Here is a 17,288-nt window from a genome sequence, read left to right as displayed (position 1 = left end):
CAAGGCGAAGTTTGCCGGCAATCGGCGGGGGCGGGTACATCACCCTACCCCGCCACGTTCCATCAATAGCGATAATGGTCCGGCTTGAACGGCCCTTCGACCGGAACGCCGATATAATCGGCCTGCTTCTGACTGAGCCTGGACAGTTTAACGCCCAACTTTTCCAGATGCAGCGCAGCGACCTTTTCGTCCAGATGCTTGGGCAGGACATAGACTTCGTTCCGGTAGTCGTCCGCCTTCGTCCACAATTCGATCTGCGCCAGCACCTGGTTGGTAAAGCTGGACGACATGACAAAGCTCGGGTGGCCCGTGGCGCAGCCCAGATTGACCAGACGACCCTTGGCCAGCACGATGATCTTCTTGCCGTCGGCGAACTCGACTTCATCGACCTGCGGCTTGATCTCCGACCATTTCAGATTGCCGAGCGCGGCGATCTGGATCTCGCTGTCGAAATGGCCGATGTTGCAGACGATCGCCATATTCTTCATCGCGCGCATGTGATCGAGCGTGATGACGTCGGCATTGCCCGTCGCCGTGACGAAGATATCGGCGCGCGATGCAGCCTCTTCCATGGTCACGACCTCATAGCCTTCCATCGCCGCCTGCAGGGCGCAGATGGGGTCGACTTCCGTCACCAGCACGCGGGCACCGCCGTTGCGCAGAGACGCCGCCGAACCCTTGCCCACGTCGCCGAAGCCAGCCACGCATGCTACCTTGCCGGCCAGCATTACGTCCGTCGCCCGACGGATCGCGTCCACCAGCGATTCCTTGCAACCATAAAGATTGTCGAACTTCGACTTGGTAACACTGTCGTTGACGTTGATGGCCGGGAACGGCAGCTTGCCCTTCTTCGCCAGTTCATACAGGCGATGGACGCCGGTGGTGGTTTCTTCAGAAACACCCTTGATCGCGGCCACCGTCTTGGTGAGGTAGCCCGGGCGTTCAGCCAGGAACCGCCTCAGCGTCGCGACAAAGATTTCCTCTTCCTCGTTGGTCGGCGAAAACAGGTCTTCTCCCGCCTCGACCCGCGCACCCCACAGAGCGAACATGGTGGCGTCGCCGCCATCGTCCAGGATCATGTTGCAGGTTGTATCCTGCCCCCAGTCGAATATCCGGACGACATAGTCCCAATATTCCTCCAGCGTCTCGCCCTTGATCGCGAACACCGGAATACCGCGCGCGGCGATGGCGGCCGCGGCATGATCCTGCGTCGAAAAGATGTTACACGATGCCCAGCGCAGTTCCGCGCCAAGTTCGGCGAGCGTCTCGATCAGCACCGCGGTCTGAATGGTCATGTGGAGCGAACCGGTGATGCGCGCGCCCTTTAGGGGCTTTGCAGCGCCGAATTCCTGCCTCAGTGCCATCAGGCCGGGCATTTCGGTTTCGGCGATTTCAATTTCCTTGCGGCCAAAACCGGCAAGGCCGATGTCGGCGATCACATAATCCTGCGCCTGGGTGGCGGATGCGGTGGCCACGAGCCTGTCTCCATATCTCTAGAATGGGCCATGCGCCAGCATAGGCCGGCGGATGCTATGCGCGCTCCAATATCAACGCGTGACGACCGTGGCAACTCTACATAAAGTTTTCTTTATGTAGTTATGCCGACCCGGCGCCGCCAACCAGATGACTGGCGTCGATGCCGATCGACGCAAAGATAGCCGACCATTTTCCGGGCGCTGGAATATCGAACAGCAGCGACGCAGTGCCCGGTATGACCGACCAGCTCGCACCCGTAAGTTCGCCGTCAAGCTGGCCCGCGCCCCATCCGGCGTAGCCCAGCGCGACTAGATACCGGCTGGGTCCTCGCCCGCTGGCGATCGCCTTCAGGATATCCAGCGAGCCGGAAAGTCCCCATTCCTTTCCGACCTGGAGCATGTCCTGCCCGGCCCAGTCGAGCGAATGCAGCACAAAGCCGCGACGAGGCTCCACCGGCCCGCCCCGCAGGACGGGCGTGTTGGGTACGTCACCGGCATCGATATCGAAACTGCCCAGCAGGTCGTGCAAGCCGACATTGTCCATTTCTTCTCCCACGGCGATCCCGAGCGCGCCATTGGCATCATGCGCGCACAGCGCGATCACGCCGTGATTGAAGCGCTCATCTTCCATCCCGGGAAGCGCGAGCAGAAAATGCCCACCATAGAAACGTGACTGGTCCATGGCCCGACTATAGCGACAGAGCGCGTCAATCCAATAACAAGCCGCCGCTCCACCCGGGCGTTACGACAGATTTGATCGCGCCCGCCCCCTTGACAGGACCCGTTCGAGTCCCGACTTCCGGCGCGCTTTCAGCTCAGGAGAGACAGCATGACCATCGCGAAGGGTGACCACCTGCCCAGCACGACCCTTACCATGATGACGGACAACGGCCCCGAAGCCGTGCCGACCGACAGCTTTTTCGCCGGAAAGACGGTCGCGCTGTTTTCCGTACCCGGTGCGTTCACGCCTACTTGCTCGGCCAAGCATCTTCCCGGCTTCATCGACAAGGCTCAGGCACTGAAGGACAAGGGCGTCGACGAGATTGCCTGCACTGCCGTGAACGACGCATTCGTCATGGGCGCCTGGGGCAAATCGGCCGGTGCCGACGGCAAGGTTACCATGCTGGCAGACGGCAACGGCGATTTCGCCAAGGCGGTCGGGCTCACCATGGACGGCAGCAAGTTCGGCCTGGGCACGCGCGGCCAGCGTTTTTCCATGCTGGTCAAGGACGGCGTCGTGGCGGAACTGAATGTCGAGGAACCCGGCGATTTCAAAATATCGTCCGCCGATCACATGCTCGGGCAGCTCTGATCTCTCGGCGTGCGCCGGGATGGACATCGGCGCACGTCTTTTCTCCGTCATGCTTCTGCGGTAACAGGGGGCGATGACACAAAGCATCGGTACCGCGACGGTCGCGCAACTCGACCACATATACCAGACATCCATCGGCAATCTTCGCGACGCGATGCGCGCATATGCTCAAGACGGCAGCGTCCCACCCGCAGAAGCGCGCAGCGATCGCCGTTTCTGCTATCCTGAATTACGTGTCGTCTATCATGGCGACAGCGACGCGCCCCCGCCTGGAAGGTCGTTCGCCCGTCTGTCCAGGCCCGGCGGCTATGCAACCACCATTACGCGCCCGGCTATGTTCGGCGACTATCTGGCAGAGCAGATCGATCTGCTGGTGCGCGACTATGGGGTGGAGGTCGAGGCGGGCCTGAGCGCCCAGCCGATACCCTTTCCCTACGTGCTTGACGGGCTCGACATAGCCGCCCTCGACGGCACCCCGCCGACCGAACTGGCCCGGCATTTCCCGGCCACCGAACTGGCAGAGATCGGGGATGAAATCGCCGACGGCCTGTTTTTCCCGGCGGCCAACGGCGATCGTCCGCTGGCCTTGTTCGACGGACTGCGCACAGATTTTTCGCTGGCACGTCTGAAACATTATACCGGAACGCCGGCCGAACATGTGCAGCGCTATATCCTGTTCACCAACTATCATCGCTACGTGGATGAATTCGTCGCGTGGGCCTGTGCCGAACTGCAACGGGACGGCAGCCGGTTCACCGCCCTGTCCGGCGCAGGCGGCGTCTATGTGACCCCGGAGACCGCCGATCCGGCGCGCATGATTGCCGACAGCGCCTGGCGCAGGCATCAGATGCCGGCCTACCACCTGATCGGTCCCGGTCGCAGCGGCATCACTCTGGTCAACATCGGCGTGGGTCCGTCGAATGCAAAGACGATCTGCGATCATCTGGCGGTTGTTCGCCCGGAGGCCTGGTTGATGATCGGCCATTGCGGCGGCCTGAGGCCCAGCCAGCGGATCGGCGATTATGTGCTGGCCCATGCCTATCTGCGCGACGACAAGGTACTGGACGCCATGTTGCCGCCGGAAATTCCGGTGCCGGCAATCGCGGAGGTCCAGGTCGCCATGGCAAGCGCTGCCGAATCCGTACTCGGCAGCGGCAATCCGGAGGATTTCAAGCGTCGCCTGCGGACGGGTACGGTCGTGACGACCGACGACCGGAACTGGGAATTGCGCTATTCCCACTCGGCTTTGCGTTTCAGCCTGTCGCGGGCGGTCGGCATCGACATGGAATCGGCGACGATCGCAGCGCAGGGCTATCGCTTTCGCGTGCCCTACGGCACGCTGCTTTGCGTTTCCGACAAGCCGATCCATGGCGAACTGAAGCTTCCGGGACAGGCAAACCGCTTCTACGAGGAAGCGATAGCCAGTCACTTGCAGGTCGGCATCAGGACCTGCGAATTGCTGCGTGAAGAGGGCGCAAGGCTGCACAGTCGCAAGTTGCGCGCCTTCAACGAACCGCCATTCCGTTGATCAGGCGGCGACCCGCCATATCGCGACACGGTTCTTGCCGTCTTTCTTGGCCGCATACAGCGCTGAATCGGCGCGGCCGACAAGCTGTTCCAGCGTCTCGTCACTGGCATCCAGCTGTGCCACGCCAAAGCTGGCGTTCAATTGCACTTGCGGTGTTTCGGACAGTGTAAAGCAGTTCACTTCGGCGCGCACCCGCTCCATGACTTCGGCTGCGGCCAATGCGTCCGTTTCCAGCAGCAAAAGCCCGAATTCGTCGCCGCCGAGCCGGGCGACGATATCCCCGCGACGCACCGCGCTCATCAGCAGTTGCGCGAATCCGCGCAGGGCCATGTCGCCGGTGACATGGCCGTGATTGTCGTTCAGCGCCTTGAACCCGTCCAGGTCGCACACGACCAGCGCGAGCGGGCGACCGTGGCGACGCGCGTTCGCGATCGCGCCGTGCGCCGCCTCTTCCAGTCCCCGCCGGTTGAGCGCGCCGGTCAACGGGTCGTGGCGCATTTGCCGCCGTAGTTGATGCGCCAGGTCCCCTGCGACCACCAACACCCCGGCCACACCGGTGGCGACATAGATGGATGGAAGGAAAAGCGCCATGATGGCGCGATAGATCGCTATGCCCGCGCCGGGCGCACCGCCCAGATCCAGCGCGGCGCTGCCGGCCAGGCTGCACTGAAACAGTGCGAAGAGGCAAAACATGACGAACAACGCCGTTTCCGGGGCTGTGAATGTGCGATCGCGTTGCCGGAGCGACGCAGCCGACCATGCCATCAGGCAACCGACATAGCCCGGGACGATGATGCCCTGGAGCGCTCTGTCACCAATCAGGGCGGCGTAGGTGCCAGCCACCGCTACCATGGTTCCCGCAACTATCAGCGGAGGCCAAGGAACGATTTGCCCATTCCGCTGGCGGACGCCGACCAGTACGAGCGTTCCGCTGACGACAATACACAGGGCGGCCACCGCCATGAGCATTCTGCTGTCAAAGAAAATCCCGCCCGCATTGGCAACCCATTGCAGCATGGACGCGACATAGGAAATGGCCCAGCTGCGGACATGGGCGCGCCTGCCGAAGTGGATCCAGGCGACACCCATGGCCACGAACATGATGGCACTGGTGAAGAAAAGCAGGGCTATGATGATGATCGCGGGGCTCATTGGGGGGCTCATCTACATGCCTTGCGATCCAATTACCAGCCGCACACCTTTCCTTTATTCTGGTCGCTCAACCATTTCTGCAATGGCGCGAAGTAATCGACCAGTGCCTTGCCCGACATTGCCCGACTGCCTGTAAAGGCTTGCAATGCGTCCGGCCATGGCTTCGACGCCCCCATTTCAAGCATGGCGTTCAATTTGGCTCCGACGTCCTTGTTCCCGTAAAAGGAACAACGGTGCAAGGGCCCCTTCCATCCTGCTTGACGGCAGGCGGCTTCGTAGAATTGAAACTGTAGCACCCGGGCAAGAAAATAGCGGGTATAGGGCGTGTTGCCCGGAATATGATATTTGGCGCCCGGATCGAATTTCGTTTCATCCCGGGATACCGGCGGGACGACACCCTGATATTTCAGGCGCAGGTCTGTCCAGCCTTTCTCATACTGGCTTTCCGGGATCGAGCCGTCGAACACGCCCCAGCGCCATTTGTCGATCAGCAGGCCAAAGGGTAGAAAAGCGACCTTGTCCATCGCCTGCCGCAGCAGCAGTCCGATGTCCTTGTCCGCGCCCGGTACCCGCGCAGGGTCCAGCAGTCCGATCTTCACGAGATAATCCGGCGTGATCGACAGCGCGACGAAGTCGCCGATCGCTTCATGGAAGCCGTCATTGGCGCCGTCTAGGTAAAGATAGGAATGATCCTTGTAGGCGCGCTGATAATAATTGTGGCCCAGCTCGTGATGCAGGGTCACGAAATCGTCGCTGTTGACCTTCGTGCACATCTTGACACGAAGGTCGTCGCGATTGTCGAGATCCCACGCGGACGCATGGCAGACCACTTCCCTGTCCAGCGGCTTGATGAACTGCGTCCGATCCCAGAAGGTCGCAGGCAGCGGGTCCATCCCGAGGGAGGAGTAAAAGCCCTCCCCGATCTTGAACATCTGCCTTTCCCAATAGCCGCGCCGTTCCTTCTCCGGCGTGCCGGGCAGGTCGACCTGATCGGGACGGGTCTCGACAAAGCCCTTGGCCTTGAGGAGTTCGCCCACATCATAGCCCAGGTCACCCGCGCCGACAGGCGCGACGACGTCATAGATGTTGCCCCATTCCTGTGCCCACATATTGCCGAGCAGGTCTGCCCTGATGGGGCCGGTCGCCGGCTGCACCGCGTCACCATATTTCTCGTTCAGCTTGGTCCGCGTATAGCAATGCAACTGGTCATAGAGCGGCTTGACCTCTGCCCAGATCTTGTCGGTCAGCTTGGCGAAGTCATCGGCAGGCATGTCATATTTGGACCGCCACATCGCCCCGGTGTCGGCAAAACCAAGTTCCCTGGAGCCGGCATTGGCGATGCCCACCAGCTTGGCATAGTCCCCGCGCATCGGCGCACCGACATTGTCGTGCCAGCTTACCCACATTTCCTTGAGCTGGTCCGGATTCCGGACGGTGCCCATCTTCTCCTCTATGTCGCTGCCGTTGATCGGCTTGCCATCGAACATCCCCTTCCCCTTGCCATAGGCCGACTGAAGACGGGTCGCGAGTTCGTTGAGCTGTTGCGCAGCGCCTTCGGTCGTCGGGGCCGGCAGCGTCAAGGCGGTGCGCAGCATGTTCAGCCGTCGTCTGGTTTCCGCAGTCAGCCCCGGGGCCGTCGCATATTTCGCGGCCTCCAGCGCGTAATCGACATTCATGGTCGTGCGCATGGCGCCGAAATGCGCCGCCAGTGCGTCGCTGTCGTCCGAAATATAGGTAGCGTTGATCCAGTCGGCCTTTGCGGAAATCAGCGAATGGTCGAACATCGCCTTTTCCGCCCTGGCCAGGAACTCTTCGGCCTGCGCGGCGGTGGGCGGAGGCGTCGAGTCCTGGGCTAGTGCAGGCGATATGACCAGGGCGACCGCCATGGCGGCCAGAGAGACAGCGATTTTCATGGGATTTCCCTCATAGACTTATGAGGGCAAGGGTGACTTGGCCGGGCGATACAGTCAAGCAGTCAGGAACGCCGCCATCGCCCGGCCCAGTTCCTTGCGCGTCACCGCGTTCATATGGTTGCCCGGAATCTCGACATACCGCCCATTTGGCAGAATATCGGAAAGTTCCTGAGCTATGCCGTTATCCCCGTCATCCGCGCCGCAGATCACGGCCGTCGGTTGCGGGAAGCCGGCGATGACCTCCGCCGGGGTGTCGACGAAGGTGTTCAGAATATGGAGCATCGCCACCGGGTCGCCCTTGGTGGTCTTCAGGAATGCCTCGGTCATCCACTCCGATGTGCCGCGTTCGAAACTGCCCAGGTTCGAAAGGACGTTCCTGTAATAGCCGCCCTTGTCGAGCGTATGGACAAGTCCGCGCAACCCCATGCCGGCCAATATCACGCGCCCCGGTGTCGCGCCGCGCGCCAGCATGCGCACGGTCGTGCGTGCGCCCAGCGAATAACCGCCCAGATCGTAATCGGTCAGGCCCAACTGATCGATCAGCGCCAGATTGTCATCGGTCAGGGCGTCGTGCGGATAAGCGCTGGCATCGTGGGGCTTGCCGCTCTCGCCATGGCCGCGCAGGTCCGGCATGATGAGGCGAAAGCCCGCCTCGACCAGTTGCGCGGCGTGGCCATAACGTATCCAGTTGGTCCAGGCGTTGGAGAAATAGCCATGGATCAACACCAGATCCCGCCCCGCGCCCGCCATGTGTACGGCAATCGGCAACCCGCCGAGGCCCTGTATCACATGGCGTTCGAGGAGCAGGTCGGACATCCCGGCCTTCAACCCTTCTTGAGGTGACGGCGGCCCAGCAACTCCGCGATCTGTACGGCGTTGAGCGCCGCGCCCTTGCGCAGATTGTCGCTGACGCACCAGAGGTTGATGCCATTGTCGATCGTCGAATCCTCGCGCACGCGGCTGATGAAGGTGGCATAGTCGCCGACGCACTCGACCGGCGTCACGTAGCCACCATCCTCGCGCTTGTCGACGAGCATCACGCCGGGCGCCTCGCGCAATATGTCCTGCGCTTCCTTGGCGGAAATTTCCTTCTCGAACTCGATATTCAGCGCCTCGGAATGGCCGACGAAAACGGGCACGCGAACGCAGGTGGCGGTCACCTTCACCTTGGGATCGAGAATCTTCTTCGTTTCCGCAACCATCTTCCATTCTTCCTTGGTGGAGCCATCCTCCAGGAAAACGTCGATATGCGGGATCACGTTGAAGGCGATCTGCTTGGTGAATTTCTTGGGTTCCGCCTGATCGCCCACGAAGATGTTGCGCGACTGTTCGAACAGTTCGTCCATCCCTGCCTTGCCCGCGCCCGATACCGACTGGTAAGTGGCAACGACAACGCGCTTGATCGTCGCGGCATCATGCAGCGGCTTGAGCGCCACCACCATCTGTGCCGTCGAGCAATTGGGGTTCGCGATGATATTCTTCCGGGTGTAGCCGTCGATCGCGTCGGGATTCACTTCGGGCACGATCAGCGGCACGTCCGGGTCCATGCGATACAGCGAACTGTTATCGATCACGACACAGCCGGCCGCTGCCGCCTTCGGCGCATATTCGGCCGTCGGGCCTGATCCCGCCGCGAACAGCGCGATGTCCCAGCCCGCGAAATCGAAATGTTCGATATTCTTGCATTTGAGCATCTTGCCGGTTTCACCGAATTCGATTTCGGTGCCCTGCGACCGGGGCGAAGCCACCGCCGCGATCTCGTCAATCGGGAACTCGCGCTCGGCGAGAATGGTCAGCATTTCGCGGCCCACATTCCCGGTGGCTCCGACGACGACGACCTTGTAACCCATGACTAGAAACTCCACTCCGATGCAGATATTGCGGAGTGGGCGCCATAACGATACTGCGCCATTTGTCCAGAAAGAAGGCCTTGTGCGGGGCATAGCAAGCGGATTATCGCGCCACATTGCTTCTCATCCACTCTTCGCGGAACCATCCTTGTCCCATCCAGTCCCGTTACCGCCGCTGCCCGATCACTGGTTCCACAGTTTCCAGTTTCCCGATGGAGAATGTGTAGACGGCGTCAAGCCGCTGGAATCGCTGCGCGAGGAGGCGGATCAGATCCTGCCCGCGTCGCTCGCTGGCAAGCGGGTGCTCGACATCGGGGCCTGGGACGGCTTCTTCTCCTTCGAGGCGGAACGGCGCGGCGCCGCCGAAGTGCTTGCCACCGATCATTTCTGCTGGTCGGGGCCAGGCTGGGGCGACCGACGGGGGTTTGACCATGCCCATGCCCGTTTCGGATCGAAGGTTCGTTCGCTGGATCTGGATGTCGCACAGCACAGGGTCGCGGACCTTGGCCAATTCGACCTCGTGATGCTGCTGGGCGTGCTCTACCATGTGGAAGACCCCTATCGCACCCTGGAGGCCGCGGCCGCCATGAGCCGCGATCATCTGGTGATCGAAACGGTCACCGCCCTGCGGCACGAACCGGTTCCTGCAATGCGGTTGTTCACCGAACTGGAACTGGATGCCGACCCCACAAATTTCTGGGCACCCAATATCCTGGCGCTGCAGGAGATGTGCAGGCGGTTCGGTTATAGCCGGTTCAAGGTCGTTCCGGAAGCGCTGGACAACACCGGATGGCGCAAATGGGCGATGCCGTTCCGGTCGAAGGACCGGTACCGCCGGGCGGTGTTTCACGCCTGGCGGTGACGGCTTTTTACCTCATTGCGACGGTGCAACCCCGCGCCGTGCCAGAAAATCCTCGATCGTATGCCACAGGTGAACGCTGATTTTCGGCCCGCCGACCCGATGCGTCTGGCCCGGATAGACCATCATCTCGAACGGAACCGCCGCGCCCTGCATCTTCGCCATCAGCGCGGTCGCATTGTCGAACACGACATTGTCGTCGGACATGCCGTGGATCAGAAGCATCGGGTCACGGATGCTGACCGCGTCGTCCACTGCGTCGGAACCGGGATAGGCGCTTGCCTTGTCCTGGGGCTTGCCCAGATATCGCTCTGTATAATGCGTGTCGTACAGCTCCCACTTGGTAACCGGTGCGCCGGCGATCGCCGCGGCAAAAACGCCGGGAGCCTTTTCCAGCAATTTCAGTGACATATATCCACCATAGGACCAGCCATAGGTCGCGATACGGCGCGGATCGACGAACGGCTGGGACTTGAGCCATTCGACGCCCTTCAACTGATCGGCCACTTCAACCGTCCCCATCGCGCGATAGAGATGATCCTCGAATGCCTTGCCCCGGTCGGGCGTGCCTCGGTTGTCCACGGAAAAGACGATCCAGCCGCGATCGACCAGATATTGGTTGAGCGCGCCCGACCATGTGTTCGTCACCTGCCTTCCCGCGCCCGGGCCGCCATAATGGATCATGAATACCGGATAGCGTTTGCCAGCCTCGAGCGGGGGCATCATCAATTTGGTATAGAGCGTTGTCCCGTCATCAGCTCTGATCGTTCCGAACGTCGTCTTGGCATGGCCGGCGACGTAGGGCGCATAAGGATGATCGCCCGTCAGTGCATTTTCCGACAGCCATTGCAGGCGCTTGCCGGTGGTGTCGGACAGATAGACCTGCTTGGGCTGATCGCTGTTCTGGCGCGTCACCACGACCCGCGACGCCGCCCCGTCCATGACCGCATCATTCCACCAGCCGCCCTGGGTCAGGGCTTTCGCGGGGGCCGGCCTGCCCAGCGAGGTTACGTACAGCTGCTGTTCCAGCGGCGTTTCGCGGTTGCCCGTGAAATAGACCAGTCCCTTCGGCTCATCGACCGCCACGACATCCCGCACATCCCAATCGCCGGCGGTTATCGCGGCCCAGCGCCCATGATCGACATGATAGAGGTGACCATGGCCCGATTTCTCCGACCACCATAGCAGGCTTCCGTCCTTGAGCGGACGGAAATTGTTGGACAGGTTGATCCAGCTTTTGGCTGTTTCCGTGAGGATGGCCCTCGCCTTCCCGGTCGCAGGGTCGACGGCCAGCAAATCCAGTTTCTTCTGGTCCCGGCTTTCGCGCTGAACGTATAGAATCTTGCCGTCCTGCGACCAGTCTACGCGGGCCAGATAAATGTCCCTGTCCGTGCCCAGGTCAACCTTTACCTGTCCCGATCCGTCCGGCGCCATGACATATAGCTCAACGAGCGCGTTGGGCGTACCGGCAGCGGGATAGCGCTGGTCGTACACCTTCGTCCCCTCGCCTCCGATCGCCGTGCGGGTCACGATCCCCACTGGCCCTTCATCCACGCGCGCGACTGCGATCAACCTGTCATCGGGCGACCACCAGTAACCGGTGCGCCGGTCCATTTCCTCCTGCGCTACGAACTCCGCAACGCCCCAGCTCACCGTATCGCTGGCTCCCTGTGTCACCTGCCGCGCGGGACCGCCAATCGGCTCGACGAACAGATTGCCGCTCCGAACGAAGGAAACATAGCCGCCCTTGGGGCTGACCACGCCGTTCAGTTCGCCCTCGGGCGTATCGGTCAGCCGCGTGACCTTGCCATCCAGCGCGGCGAGATACAGATCGCCGTCGACGGGAACGAGGATGGTCTTGCCGTCGGGAGACCAGTCGTAACTGGTGATGCCGGTGCTTCCCGCGACGGAACGATCCCGTTCGCGCTGCATCTTTTCCGCCTCGCTCAACTCGGCGCCGCTGCCGGTCTTCCGGGAATCCACCAGCATCCGCTGCTCACCGGTGCGGGTGTCGATTGCCCAGAGGTCGAGCCGCTCCTTTTCATCCGGCCTTGGCTTCAACAGTGTTACGAGGCTGCCGTCCGGCGACAATTTGAGCGCACGCGGCTGCGGCCCGGCGAGGTCAGGACTACCGAAAACACGTTCCAGCGTCAGTTTTTCCTCGGCCTGGGCGGGAAAACAGCAGATCAGCAACAGCGCGCCGATCGCGGCGCCGCCTTTGAGATAGGGAGGCATGGTCGTCCTTTCCGATCGGCGCATGGACACGCCGCGACATGACCTACGCTTACCGCGACGCGAATAAAAAGATCAATGCCGGGAAATTTTCTATCAGGCCACGGCTCCGCGAGCCGTGGTGGGCGCGACAGGGATTGAACCTGTGACCCCACCCGTGTGAAGGGTGTGCTCTACCGCTGAGCTACGCGCCCCCTTTAAGGAGGAGGCGGCGATTGGCATCGGCGGCGCGTCCTGTCAAGCGCACTTTCGGAGAAGCGCGGTGATCGAGGGCAAAAAGCTTTCCCGGCGCGAGGCAATACGATTATACCATCGCTATTGCTCAGGAGATCGCTTGATATGCGGCAAAAATACGCTCTCGCCATTGCAGGACTTCTCATCGTTGCCCTCACAGCCTGCAACACCGTGCAAGGCGTGGGGCGCGACATCGAATCGGTGGGTCGCGCCGGCAAGGAAGTAATGCACTAAAGCGCTCGGCTATTACATTCCGCTGGCAAGTGACGTCAGGCTCTTGCGCAAACGCACGCCGTCGCATCCCGGTTCGCCGCAATTGCACGCTTCGATTGTATAGCGTACGCCGCACATGACCAATATGTCCCGGTCGAACGAATAGTTCGAGATACCCGAACGCTCGACCTTTTCCTGTGCCCTGGCCTTCAGCGACATGCGGTACTCCTTCCGAATGCGGACGGGCATCATTCATTGTGCGCTGCACAATGTCAATTGATGTAAGTTTACCCGTCGTCCGATTGCCCGAAGATGGTCGCCGAATTGCAACGGCTCGGCGCACGCCCTGTATGCCTTGCGTCCGCTCACATCCCCTCCCATATGCGGGCCATGAGTGATCAGCGCGTTTCGCCCATGCCTGTCTGGCATGGCACCACCATCATGTCCGTCCGCAAGAATGGGAAGGTTGTCGTGGCCGGAGACGGCCAGGTATCGATGGGCCAAACCGTCATGAAGCCCAACGCCCGAAAGGTCCGGCGCCTGCATGACGGGTCGGTCATCGGCGGTTTCGCCGGCGCGACGGCCGACGCCTTCACCCTGTTCGAACGGCTAGAAGCGAAGCTGGAACGCCATAATGGCCAACTGATGCGCGCCGCCGTCGAGCTGGCGAAGGACTGGCGCACGGACAAATATCTGCGCAACCTGGAGGCGATGATGATCGTCGCGGACAAGGATGTGACGCTGATCCTGACCGGCAACGGCGACGTACTGGAACCGGTTGGTGGCGTCGCAGCCATCGGCTCGGGGGGCAATTTCGCTCTGGCCGCCGCCCGCGCGTTGGTGGATTACGAGCAGGATGCAGAGGCGCTGGCTCGCAAGGCCATGGCCGTCGCCGCCGACATCTGCGTCTATACCAACGACCAGCTCACGATCGAAACGCTCGACAGCGCTTCCTGAGACATCAAGAAATGAGCATGAACGACAATTTGACCCCCAAAGCCATCGTCGCCGCGCTGGACGCGCACATCATCGGCCAGAAGGATGCCAAGCGCGCCGTCGCGGTGGCGCTTCGCAATCGCTGGCGCCGGCAGCATCTGCCGGCCGACCTGCGCGATGAGGTGACGCCCAAGAATATCCTGATGATCGGCCCCACCGGTTGCGGCAAGACGGAGATCAGCCGTCGCCTCGCCAAGCTGGCCGACGCCCCTTTCGTCAAGGTCGAAGCCACCAAGTTCACCGAAGTCGGTTATGTCGGGCGCGATGTAGAGCAGATCGTCCGCGACCTGGTCGAGGAAGCGGTGCGCCTTGAGAAGGACCGTCGTCGCGAGGCGGTGAGAGAAGCCGCGTCCGAGGCGGCCATGCAGCGGCTGCTCGACGCGCTGACGGGCAAGGATGCCAGCGAAGCCACGCGCCTGTCTTTCCGCCAGCGGATCGAAAATGACCAGATGAACGAGGTCGAGGTCGAAGTCGAGGTTGCCGACAGCCCTTCGATGCCGATGGAGATACCCGGCATGGGCGGCCAGGTGGGCATGATCAACCTGTCCGACATGATGTCGAAGGCATTTGGCCAGGCCCAGAAGAAGCGGCGCAGGATGCGGGTGGCCGACGCCTGGGACAAGCTGATCGAGGAAGAGCAGGACAAAAGGCTGGATCAGGACGACGTCGCGCGCGTCGCGGTCACCAGTGCCGAACAAAATGGCATCGTGTTCCTCGACGAGATCGACAAGATCGCGGTGAGCGACGTTCGTGGCGGCTCGGTCAGTCGGGAGGGTGTCCAGCGCGACCTGCTGCCGCTGATCGAAGGGACTACCGTCTCGACCAAATATGGCCCGCTCAAGACCGACCATATCCTGTTCATCGCATCGGGCGCCTTTCATGTGGCAAAGCCCAGTGACCTGCTGCCCGAATTGCAGGGACGCCTGCCCATCAGGGTGGAATTGAAGGCGCTGACCGAAGAGGATTTTGTCGCCATCCTGTCCGACACCAAGGCGAGCCTTGTCGCACAATATCGCGCGCTGCTGGCGACCGAGGAAGTGACGATCGACCTGACGGCTGACGGCATTGGCGCCGTCGCCCGGATCGCCGCGGAAGTAAACGGAGAGGTAGAGAATATCGGCGCCCGCCGTCTCCAGACGGTCATGGAAAAGCTGCTGGAAGATGTAAGCTTCGAAGCGGAGGATCGCCGCGGTGAAACGCTGCTGATCGATGCCGCCTATGTCGAAAAGCAACTCGCGGCGGTGGCACGCAACACCGACCTCAGCAAATATGTGCTGTAACCGGTAGCACCCTTCCGTGCATGACGACGCGTCCGGACGGGACATTTCTTTCCTCCGGCGCGCCGACATGCCAGCTTGCGATCCTATGATTCGCAGCGGAGGCATTATGTCTGGCAGGTCGGCGTTTTTCATCGGCATTGCGCTGTGCGCGGTTGGCGCGGCGCAGGCACAGGACCCGCCCCCCCCAGTCGCGGCGAAAAAGCCGCACGAAGTCACAGCGCCGTTTGGAGCGGTGCGGCAGGATCCTTATTACTGGCTGCGCGATGACAGCCGCAAGGACCCGGAAATGCTGGCCTATCTCAAGGCCGAAAATGCCTATGCCGATGCAGTGCTCGCCCCGACCAAGGCGTTGCAGGACACGCTCTACACCGAAATCACCGGCCGGATTAAGCAGGACGACAGCAGCGTTCCGTACCGGAAGAACGGCTATTATTATTACAGCCGCTTCGAAACAGGTGCAGACTATCCGATCATAGCCCGGCGCAAGGGCACCATGACCGCTCGCGAGCAGATACTGCTCGACGAACCGCGCATGGGCGCCGGCAAGGGATATTTTGCGGTCAGCGGACGGGAAGTCAGCCCGGACGACAAGCTGCTGGCCTATGCAGAGGATCTGGTGGGGCGTCGCCAATATGTGATCCGGGTCAAATCGATCGCCGATGGCGCGATGCTGGCCGACGCCATACCGGACGCCGAACCGGATTTCGCCTGGGCGGATGACAGCAAGACGATTTTCTATGTCGAGAAGGACCCGACCACCCTCCTGGGAAAACGGGTCAAGGCCCATGTGCTGGGCACGCCGGTCACAGCCGACCGGCTCGTCTATGAGGAAAAGGACGACACCTTCTACATGGGATTGCGGAAGACGACGTCCGAAAAATATATCTGCATCATCCTCCAATCGACCGTCAGCAATGAGGAACGCTGCACGCCGTCCGCCGATCCGGAGGCCTTCGTGGTGCTTGCGCCGCGCGAGCGGGATTTTCTCTACAGCAGCGACAATGTCGGCGGCCAGTGGACGATCCGGACCAACTGGCAGGCGCCAAACTACCGGCTGATGACCGTTTCCGACACCGATGTGAAGAAGGGCCGCGCGGCGTGGAAGGACATCGTGCCGAGCAGTCCGACCGTCTTTATCGAGAATTTCCAGCCGTTTGACGACTTCCTGGCCATTGAGGAACGGTCGGAAGGCAACAAGCGCCTGCGGCTGTTGACGGCTTCTGGGAAGAGCAGCTTTGTCGACGCTGATGAACCTGCCTACGCCATGGCGCTGGACGTCAACGCGGAAAGCGGGACGCCGTGGGTCCGCTATACCTATGACAGCCTGCGCACCCCCGAGACGACCTATGAGGTCAATGCTCTTACCGGCGAGCGCCGTGTATTGAAGGTGCAGGAGGTAAAGGGTTACGATCCCGCCAAATATGTGACGGAACGGGTCTGGGCTACCGCCCGTGACGGTACCAAGGTGCCTGTATCGCTAATCCATGCAAAGGACTTCAAGAAGGACGGCTCGGCCCCGCTTTTCCAATATGCCTATGGCAGTTACGGCTATTCGACCGATCCCTATTTCCAGCCGATGCTGCCGAACCTGCTGGACCGCAGGCTGGTCTACGCCATCGCCCATATCCGCGGCGGTCAGGAAATGGGCCGGCAATGGTATGATGACGGGCACCTGATGAAAAAGCGGAACAGCTTCACCGATTTCATCGACGTAACGCGCTATCTGGTCGATCAGGGATATGCCAGGAAAGATGCCGTCGCCGCCATGGGCGGCAGTGCGGGCGGCCTGCTGATGGGTGCCGTGGCCAACATGGCGCCGCAGGATTACAAGGTCATTGTCGCACAGGTGCCGTTCGTCGACGTCGTCACGACGATGCTGGATTCAAGCATTCCCTTGACCACCGGCGAATATGACGAATGGGGCAACCCCGAACAGCAGCAATGGTATGACTATATGCTGTCCTATTCGCCCTATGATAATATCGAGCCGAAAGCCTATCCAAGCCTGTTCGTGGGCACAGGTCTTTGGGATAGCCAGGTGCAATATTACGAGCCGGCCAAGTGGGTCGCAAAACTGCGCGCGACCAAGACGGATAGAAATCCGCTAGTCTTCCGAGTCAATATGGAGGCCGGCCATGGCGGCAAGTCCGGTCGCTTCCGCCGCTATCGCGATCAGGCGGAATATATGGCCTTCACGCTGGAGCAGCTTGGCGTGGCGCGGTAGACCAAATGGGTATTTATCGG

Annotated in this window: 15 protein-coding genes and 1 tRNA gene; 7 read left to right on the top strand and 9 right to left on the bottom strand. The window is 61.3% G+C overall.

Features of this window, described 5'->3' with window-relative positions; translation table 11 throughout:
- Positions 1-62: 62 nt before the first annotated feature.
- Complete coding sequence (ahcY, locus tag J3E64_RS13835) at positions 63-1,475, bottom strand: adenosylhomocysteinase (RefSeq protein ID WP_253343599.1); 1,413 nt, start codon at positions 1,473-1,475, stop codon at positions 63-65.
- Between the two features lie 121 nt (positions 1,476-1,596).
- Complete coding sequence (locus J3E64_RS13830; RefSeq protein ID WP_253343598.1) at positions 1,597-2,157, bottom strand: YqgE/AlgH family protein; 561 nt, start codon at positions 2,155-2,157, stop codon at positions 1,597-1,599.
- 147 nt (positions 2,158-2,304) lie between these two features.
- On the opposite strand from J3E64_RS13830, the gene J3E64_RS13825 reads away from it, so the two are divergent.
- Together J3E64_RS13825 and J3E64_RS13820 are read left to right on the top strand one after the other, a co-directional pair.
- On the top strand, positions 2,305-2,787 hold the full coding sequence (locus J3E64_RS13825) for a peroxiredoxin (protein ID WP_253343597.1): 483 nt from the start codon (positions 2,305-2,307) through the stop codon (positions 2,785-2,787).
- A gap of 73 nt (positions 2,788-2,860) precedes the next feature.
- Positions 2,861-4,315, top strand: a complete 1,455-nt coding sequence (locus J3E64_RS13820) for an AMP nucleosidase (RefSeq protein ID WP_253343596.1) — start codon at positions 2,861-2,863, stop codon at positions 4,313-4,315.
- On the opposite strand, the gene J3E64_RS13815 is transcribed toward J3E64_RS13820, so the two are convergent.
- Genes J3E64_RS13815 through J3E64_RS13800 form a run of 4 tightly spaced genes read right to left on the bottom strand, consistent with a single transcriptional unit; the run spans position 4,316 to position 9,230 of the window.
- A complete protein-coding gene (locus tag J3E64_RS13815) occupies positions 4,316-5,467 on the bottom strand; it encodes a diguanylate cyclase (protein WP_253343595.1) in 1,152 nt (383 codons plus the stop codon).
- A 32-nt stretch (positions 5,468-5,499) separates the two neighbouring features.
- Complete coding sequence (locus J3E64_RS13810; RefSeq protein WP_253343594.1) at positions 5,500-7,380, bottom strand: M2 family metallopeptidase; 1,881 nt, start codon at positions 7,378-7,380, stop codon at positions 5,500-5,502.
- 54 nt (positions 7,381-7,434) lie between these two features.
- Positions 7,435-8,196, bottom strand: coding sequence for an alpha/beta fold hydrolase (locus J3E64_RS13805; protein ID WP_253343593.1), 762 nt, complete (start codon positions 8,194-8,196; stop codon positions 7,435-7,437).
- Positions 8,197-8,204: 8 nt separating this feature from the next.
- Complete coding sequence (locus tag J3E64_RS13800; protein ID WP_253343592.1) at positions 8,205-9,230, bottom strand: aspartate-semialdehyde dehydrogenase; 1,026 nt, start codon at positions 9,228-9,230, stop codon at positions 8,205-8,207.
- Positions 9,231-9,378: 148 nt separating this feature from the next.
- Here J3E64_RS13800 and J3E64_RS13795 point away from each other — a divergent pair, with 148 nt between their 5' ends.
- Positions 9,379-10,092, top strand: coding sequence for a bifunctional 2-polyprenyl-6-hydroxyphenol methylase/3-demethylubiquinol 3-O-methyltransferase UbiG (locus J3E64_RS13795; protein ID WP_253343591.1), 714 nt, complete (start codon positions 9,379-9,381; stop codon positions 10,090-10,092).
- A 12-nt stretch (positions 10,093-10,104) separates the two neighbouring features.
- Here the strand turns inward: J3E64_RS13795 and J3E64_RS13790 are convergent, their stop codons facing one another.
- Both J3E64_RS13790 and J3E64_RS13785 read right to left on the bottom strand, forming a co-directional pair.
- Entirely contained in the window at positions 10,105-12,324 is a 2,220-nt protein-coding gene (locus J3E64_RS13790) for a S9 family peptidase (protein WP_253343590.1), read from the bottom strand.
- Positions 12,325-12,440: 116 nt separating this feature from the next.
- Positions 12,441-12,515, bottom strand: a tRNA-Val gene (locus tag J3E64_RS13785).
- A gap of 145 nt (positions 12,516-12,660) precedes the next feature.
- On the opposite strand from J3E64_RS13785, the gene J3E64_RS13780 reads away from it, so the two are divergent.
- Positions 12,661-12,789: an entericidin A/B family lipoprotein gene (locus tag J3E64_RS13780; RefSeq protein WP_253343589.1), complete on the top strand. Its 129-nt coding sequence runs from the start codon at positions 12,661-12,663 to the stop codon at positions 12,787-12,789.
- 12 nt (positions 12,790-12,801) lie between these two features.
- Here J3E64_RS13780 and J3E64_RS13775 read toward each other — a convergent pair whose 3' ends face one another.
- Positions 12,802-12,987, bottom strand: a complete 186-nt coding sequence (locus tag J3E64_RS13775; protein ID WP_253343588.1) for a hypothetical protein — start codon at positions 12,985-12,987, stop codon at positions 12,802-12,804.
- Positions 12,988-13,158: 171 nt separating this feature from the next.
- Between J3E64_RS13775 and hslV the strand changes: the two genes are divergently transcribed.
- The 3 genes from hslV (at position 13,159) to J3E64_RS13760 (ending at position 17,268) form a co-directional block, all read left to right on the top strand.
- Positions 13,159-13,725, top strand: a complete 567-nt coding sequence (hslV, locus tag J3E64_RS13770) for an ATP-dependent protease subunit HslV (RefSeq protein ID WP_301287285.1) — start codon at positions 13,159-13,161, stop codon at positions 13,723-13,725.
- Between the two features lie 17 nt (positions 13,726-13,742).
- Entirely contained in the window at positions 13,743-15,044 is a 1,302-nt protein-coding gene (gene hslU, locus J3E64_RS13765) for an ATP-dependent protease ATPase subunit HslU (RefSeq protein WP_253343587.1), read from the top strand.
- Between the two features lie 106 nt (positions 15,045-15,150).
- A complete protein-coding gene (locus J3E64_RS13760) occupies positions 15,151-17,268 on the top strand; it encodes a S9 family peptidase (RefSeq protein ID WP_253343586.1) in 2,118 nt (705 codons plus the stop codon).
- Positions 17,269-17,288: the final 20 nt, after the last annotated feature.

It is taken from the genome of Sphingobium sp. OAS761, from assembly GCF_024168485.1.
GTDB lineage: Bacteria > Pseudomonadota > Alphaproteobacteria > Sphingomonadales > Sphingomonadaceae > Sphingobium.
The sequence above is the reverse complement of the archived record's forward strand: the minus strand, read 5'-3'. Positions and strand labels throughout refer to the sequence as shown.

Excerpts from the sequence above, each read along its gene's own strand:
- J3E64_RS13830 (WP_253343598.1), bottom strand. The coding sequence starts at position 2,157 with ATGGACCAGTCACGTTTCTATGGTGGGCATTTTCTGCTCGCGCTTCCC.
- J3E64_RS13825 (WP_253343597.1), top strand. The coding sequence starts at position 2,305 with ATGACCATCGCGAAGGGTGACCACCTGCCCAGCACGACCCTTACCATG.
- J3E64_RS13820 (WP_253343596.1), top strand. The coding sequence starts at position 2,861 with ATGACACAAAGCATCGGTACCGCGACGGTCGCGCAACTCGACCACATA.
- J3E64_RS13815 (WP_253343595.1), bottom strand. The coding sequence starts at position 5,467 with ATGAGCCCCGCGATCATCATCATAGCCCTGCTTTTCTTCACCAGTGCC.
- J3E64_RS13810 (WP_253343594.1), bottom strand. The coding sequence starts at position 7,380 with ATGAAAATCGCTGTCTCTCTGGCCGCCATGGCGGTCGCCCTGGTCATA.
- J3E64_RS13805 (WP_253343593.1), bottom strand. The coding sequence starts at position 8,196 with ATGTCCGACCTGCTCCTCGAACGCCATGTGATACAGGGCCTCGGCGGG.
- J3E64_RS13800 (WP_253343592.1), bottom strand. The coding sequence starts at position 9,230 with ATGGGTTACAAGGTCGTCGTCGTCGGAGCCACCGGGAATGTGGGCCGC.
- J3E64_RS13790 (WP_253343590.1), bottom strand. The coding sequence starts at position 12,324 with ATGCCTCCCTATCTCAAAGGCGGCGCCGCGATCGGCGCGCTGTTGCTG.
- J3E64_RS13780 (WP_253343589.1), top strand. The coding sequence starts at position 12,661 with ATGCGGCAAAAATACGCTCTCGCCATTGCAGGACTTCTCATCGTTGCC.
- J3E64_RS13775 (WP_253343588.1), bottom strand. The coding sequence starts at position 12,987 with ATGTCGCTGAAGGCCAGGGCACAGGAAAAGGTCGAGCGTTCGGGTATC.
- hslV (WP_301287285.1), top strand. The coding sequence starts at position 13,159 with ATGAGTGATCAGCGCGTTTCGCCCATGCCTGTCTGGCATGGCACCACC.
- hslU (WP_253343587.1), top strand. The coding sequence starts at position 13,743 with ATGAACGACAATTTGACCCCCAAAGCCATCGTCGCCGCGCTGGACGCG.
- J3E64_RS13760 (WP_253343586.1), top strand. The coding sequence starts at position 15,151 with ATGTCTGGCAGGTCGGCGTTTTTCATCGGCATTGCGCTGTGCGCGGTT.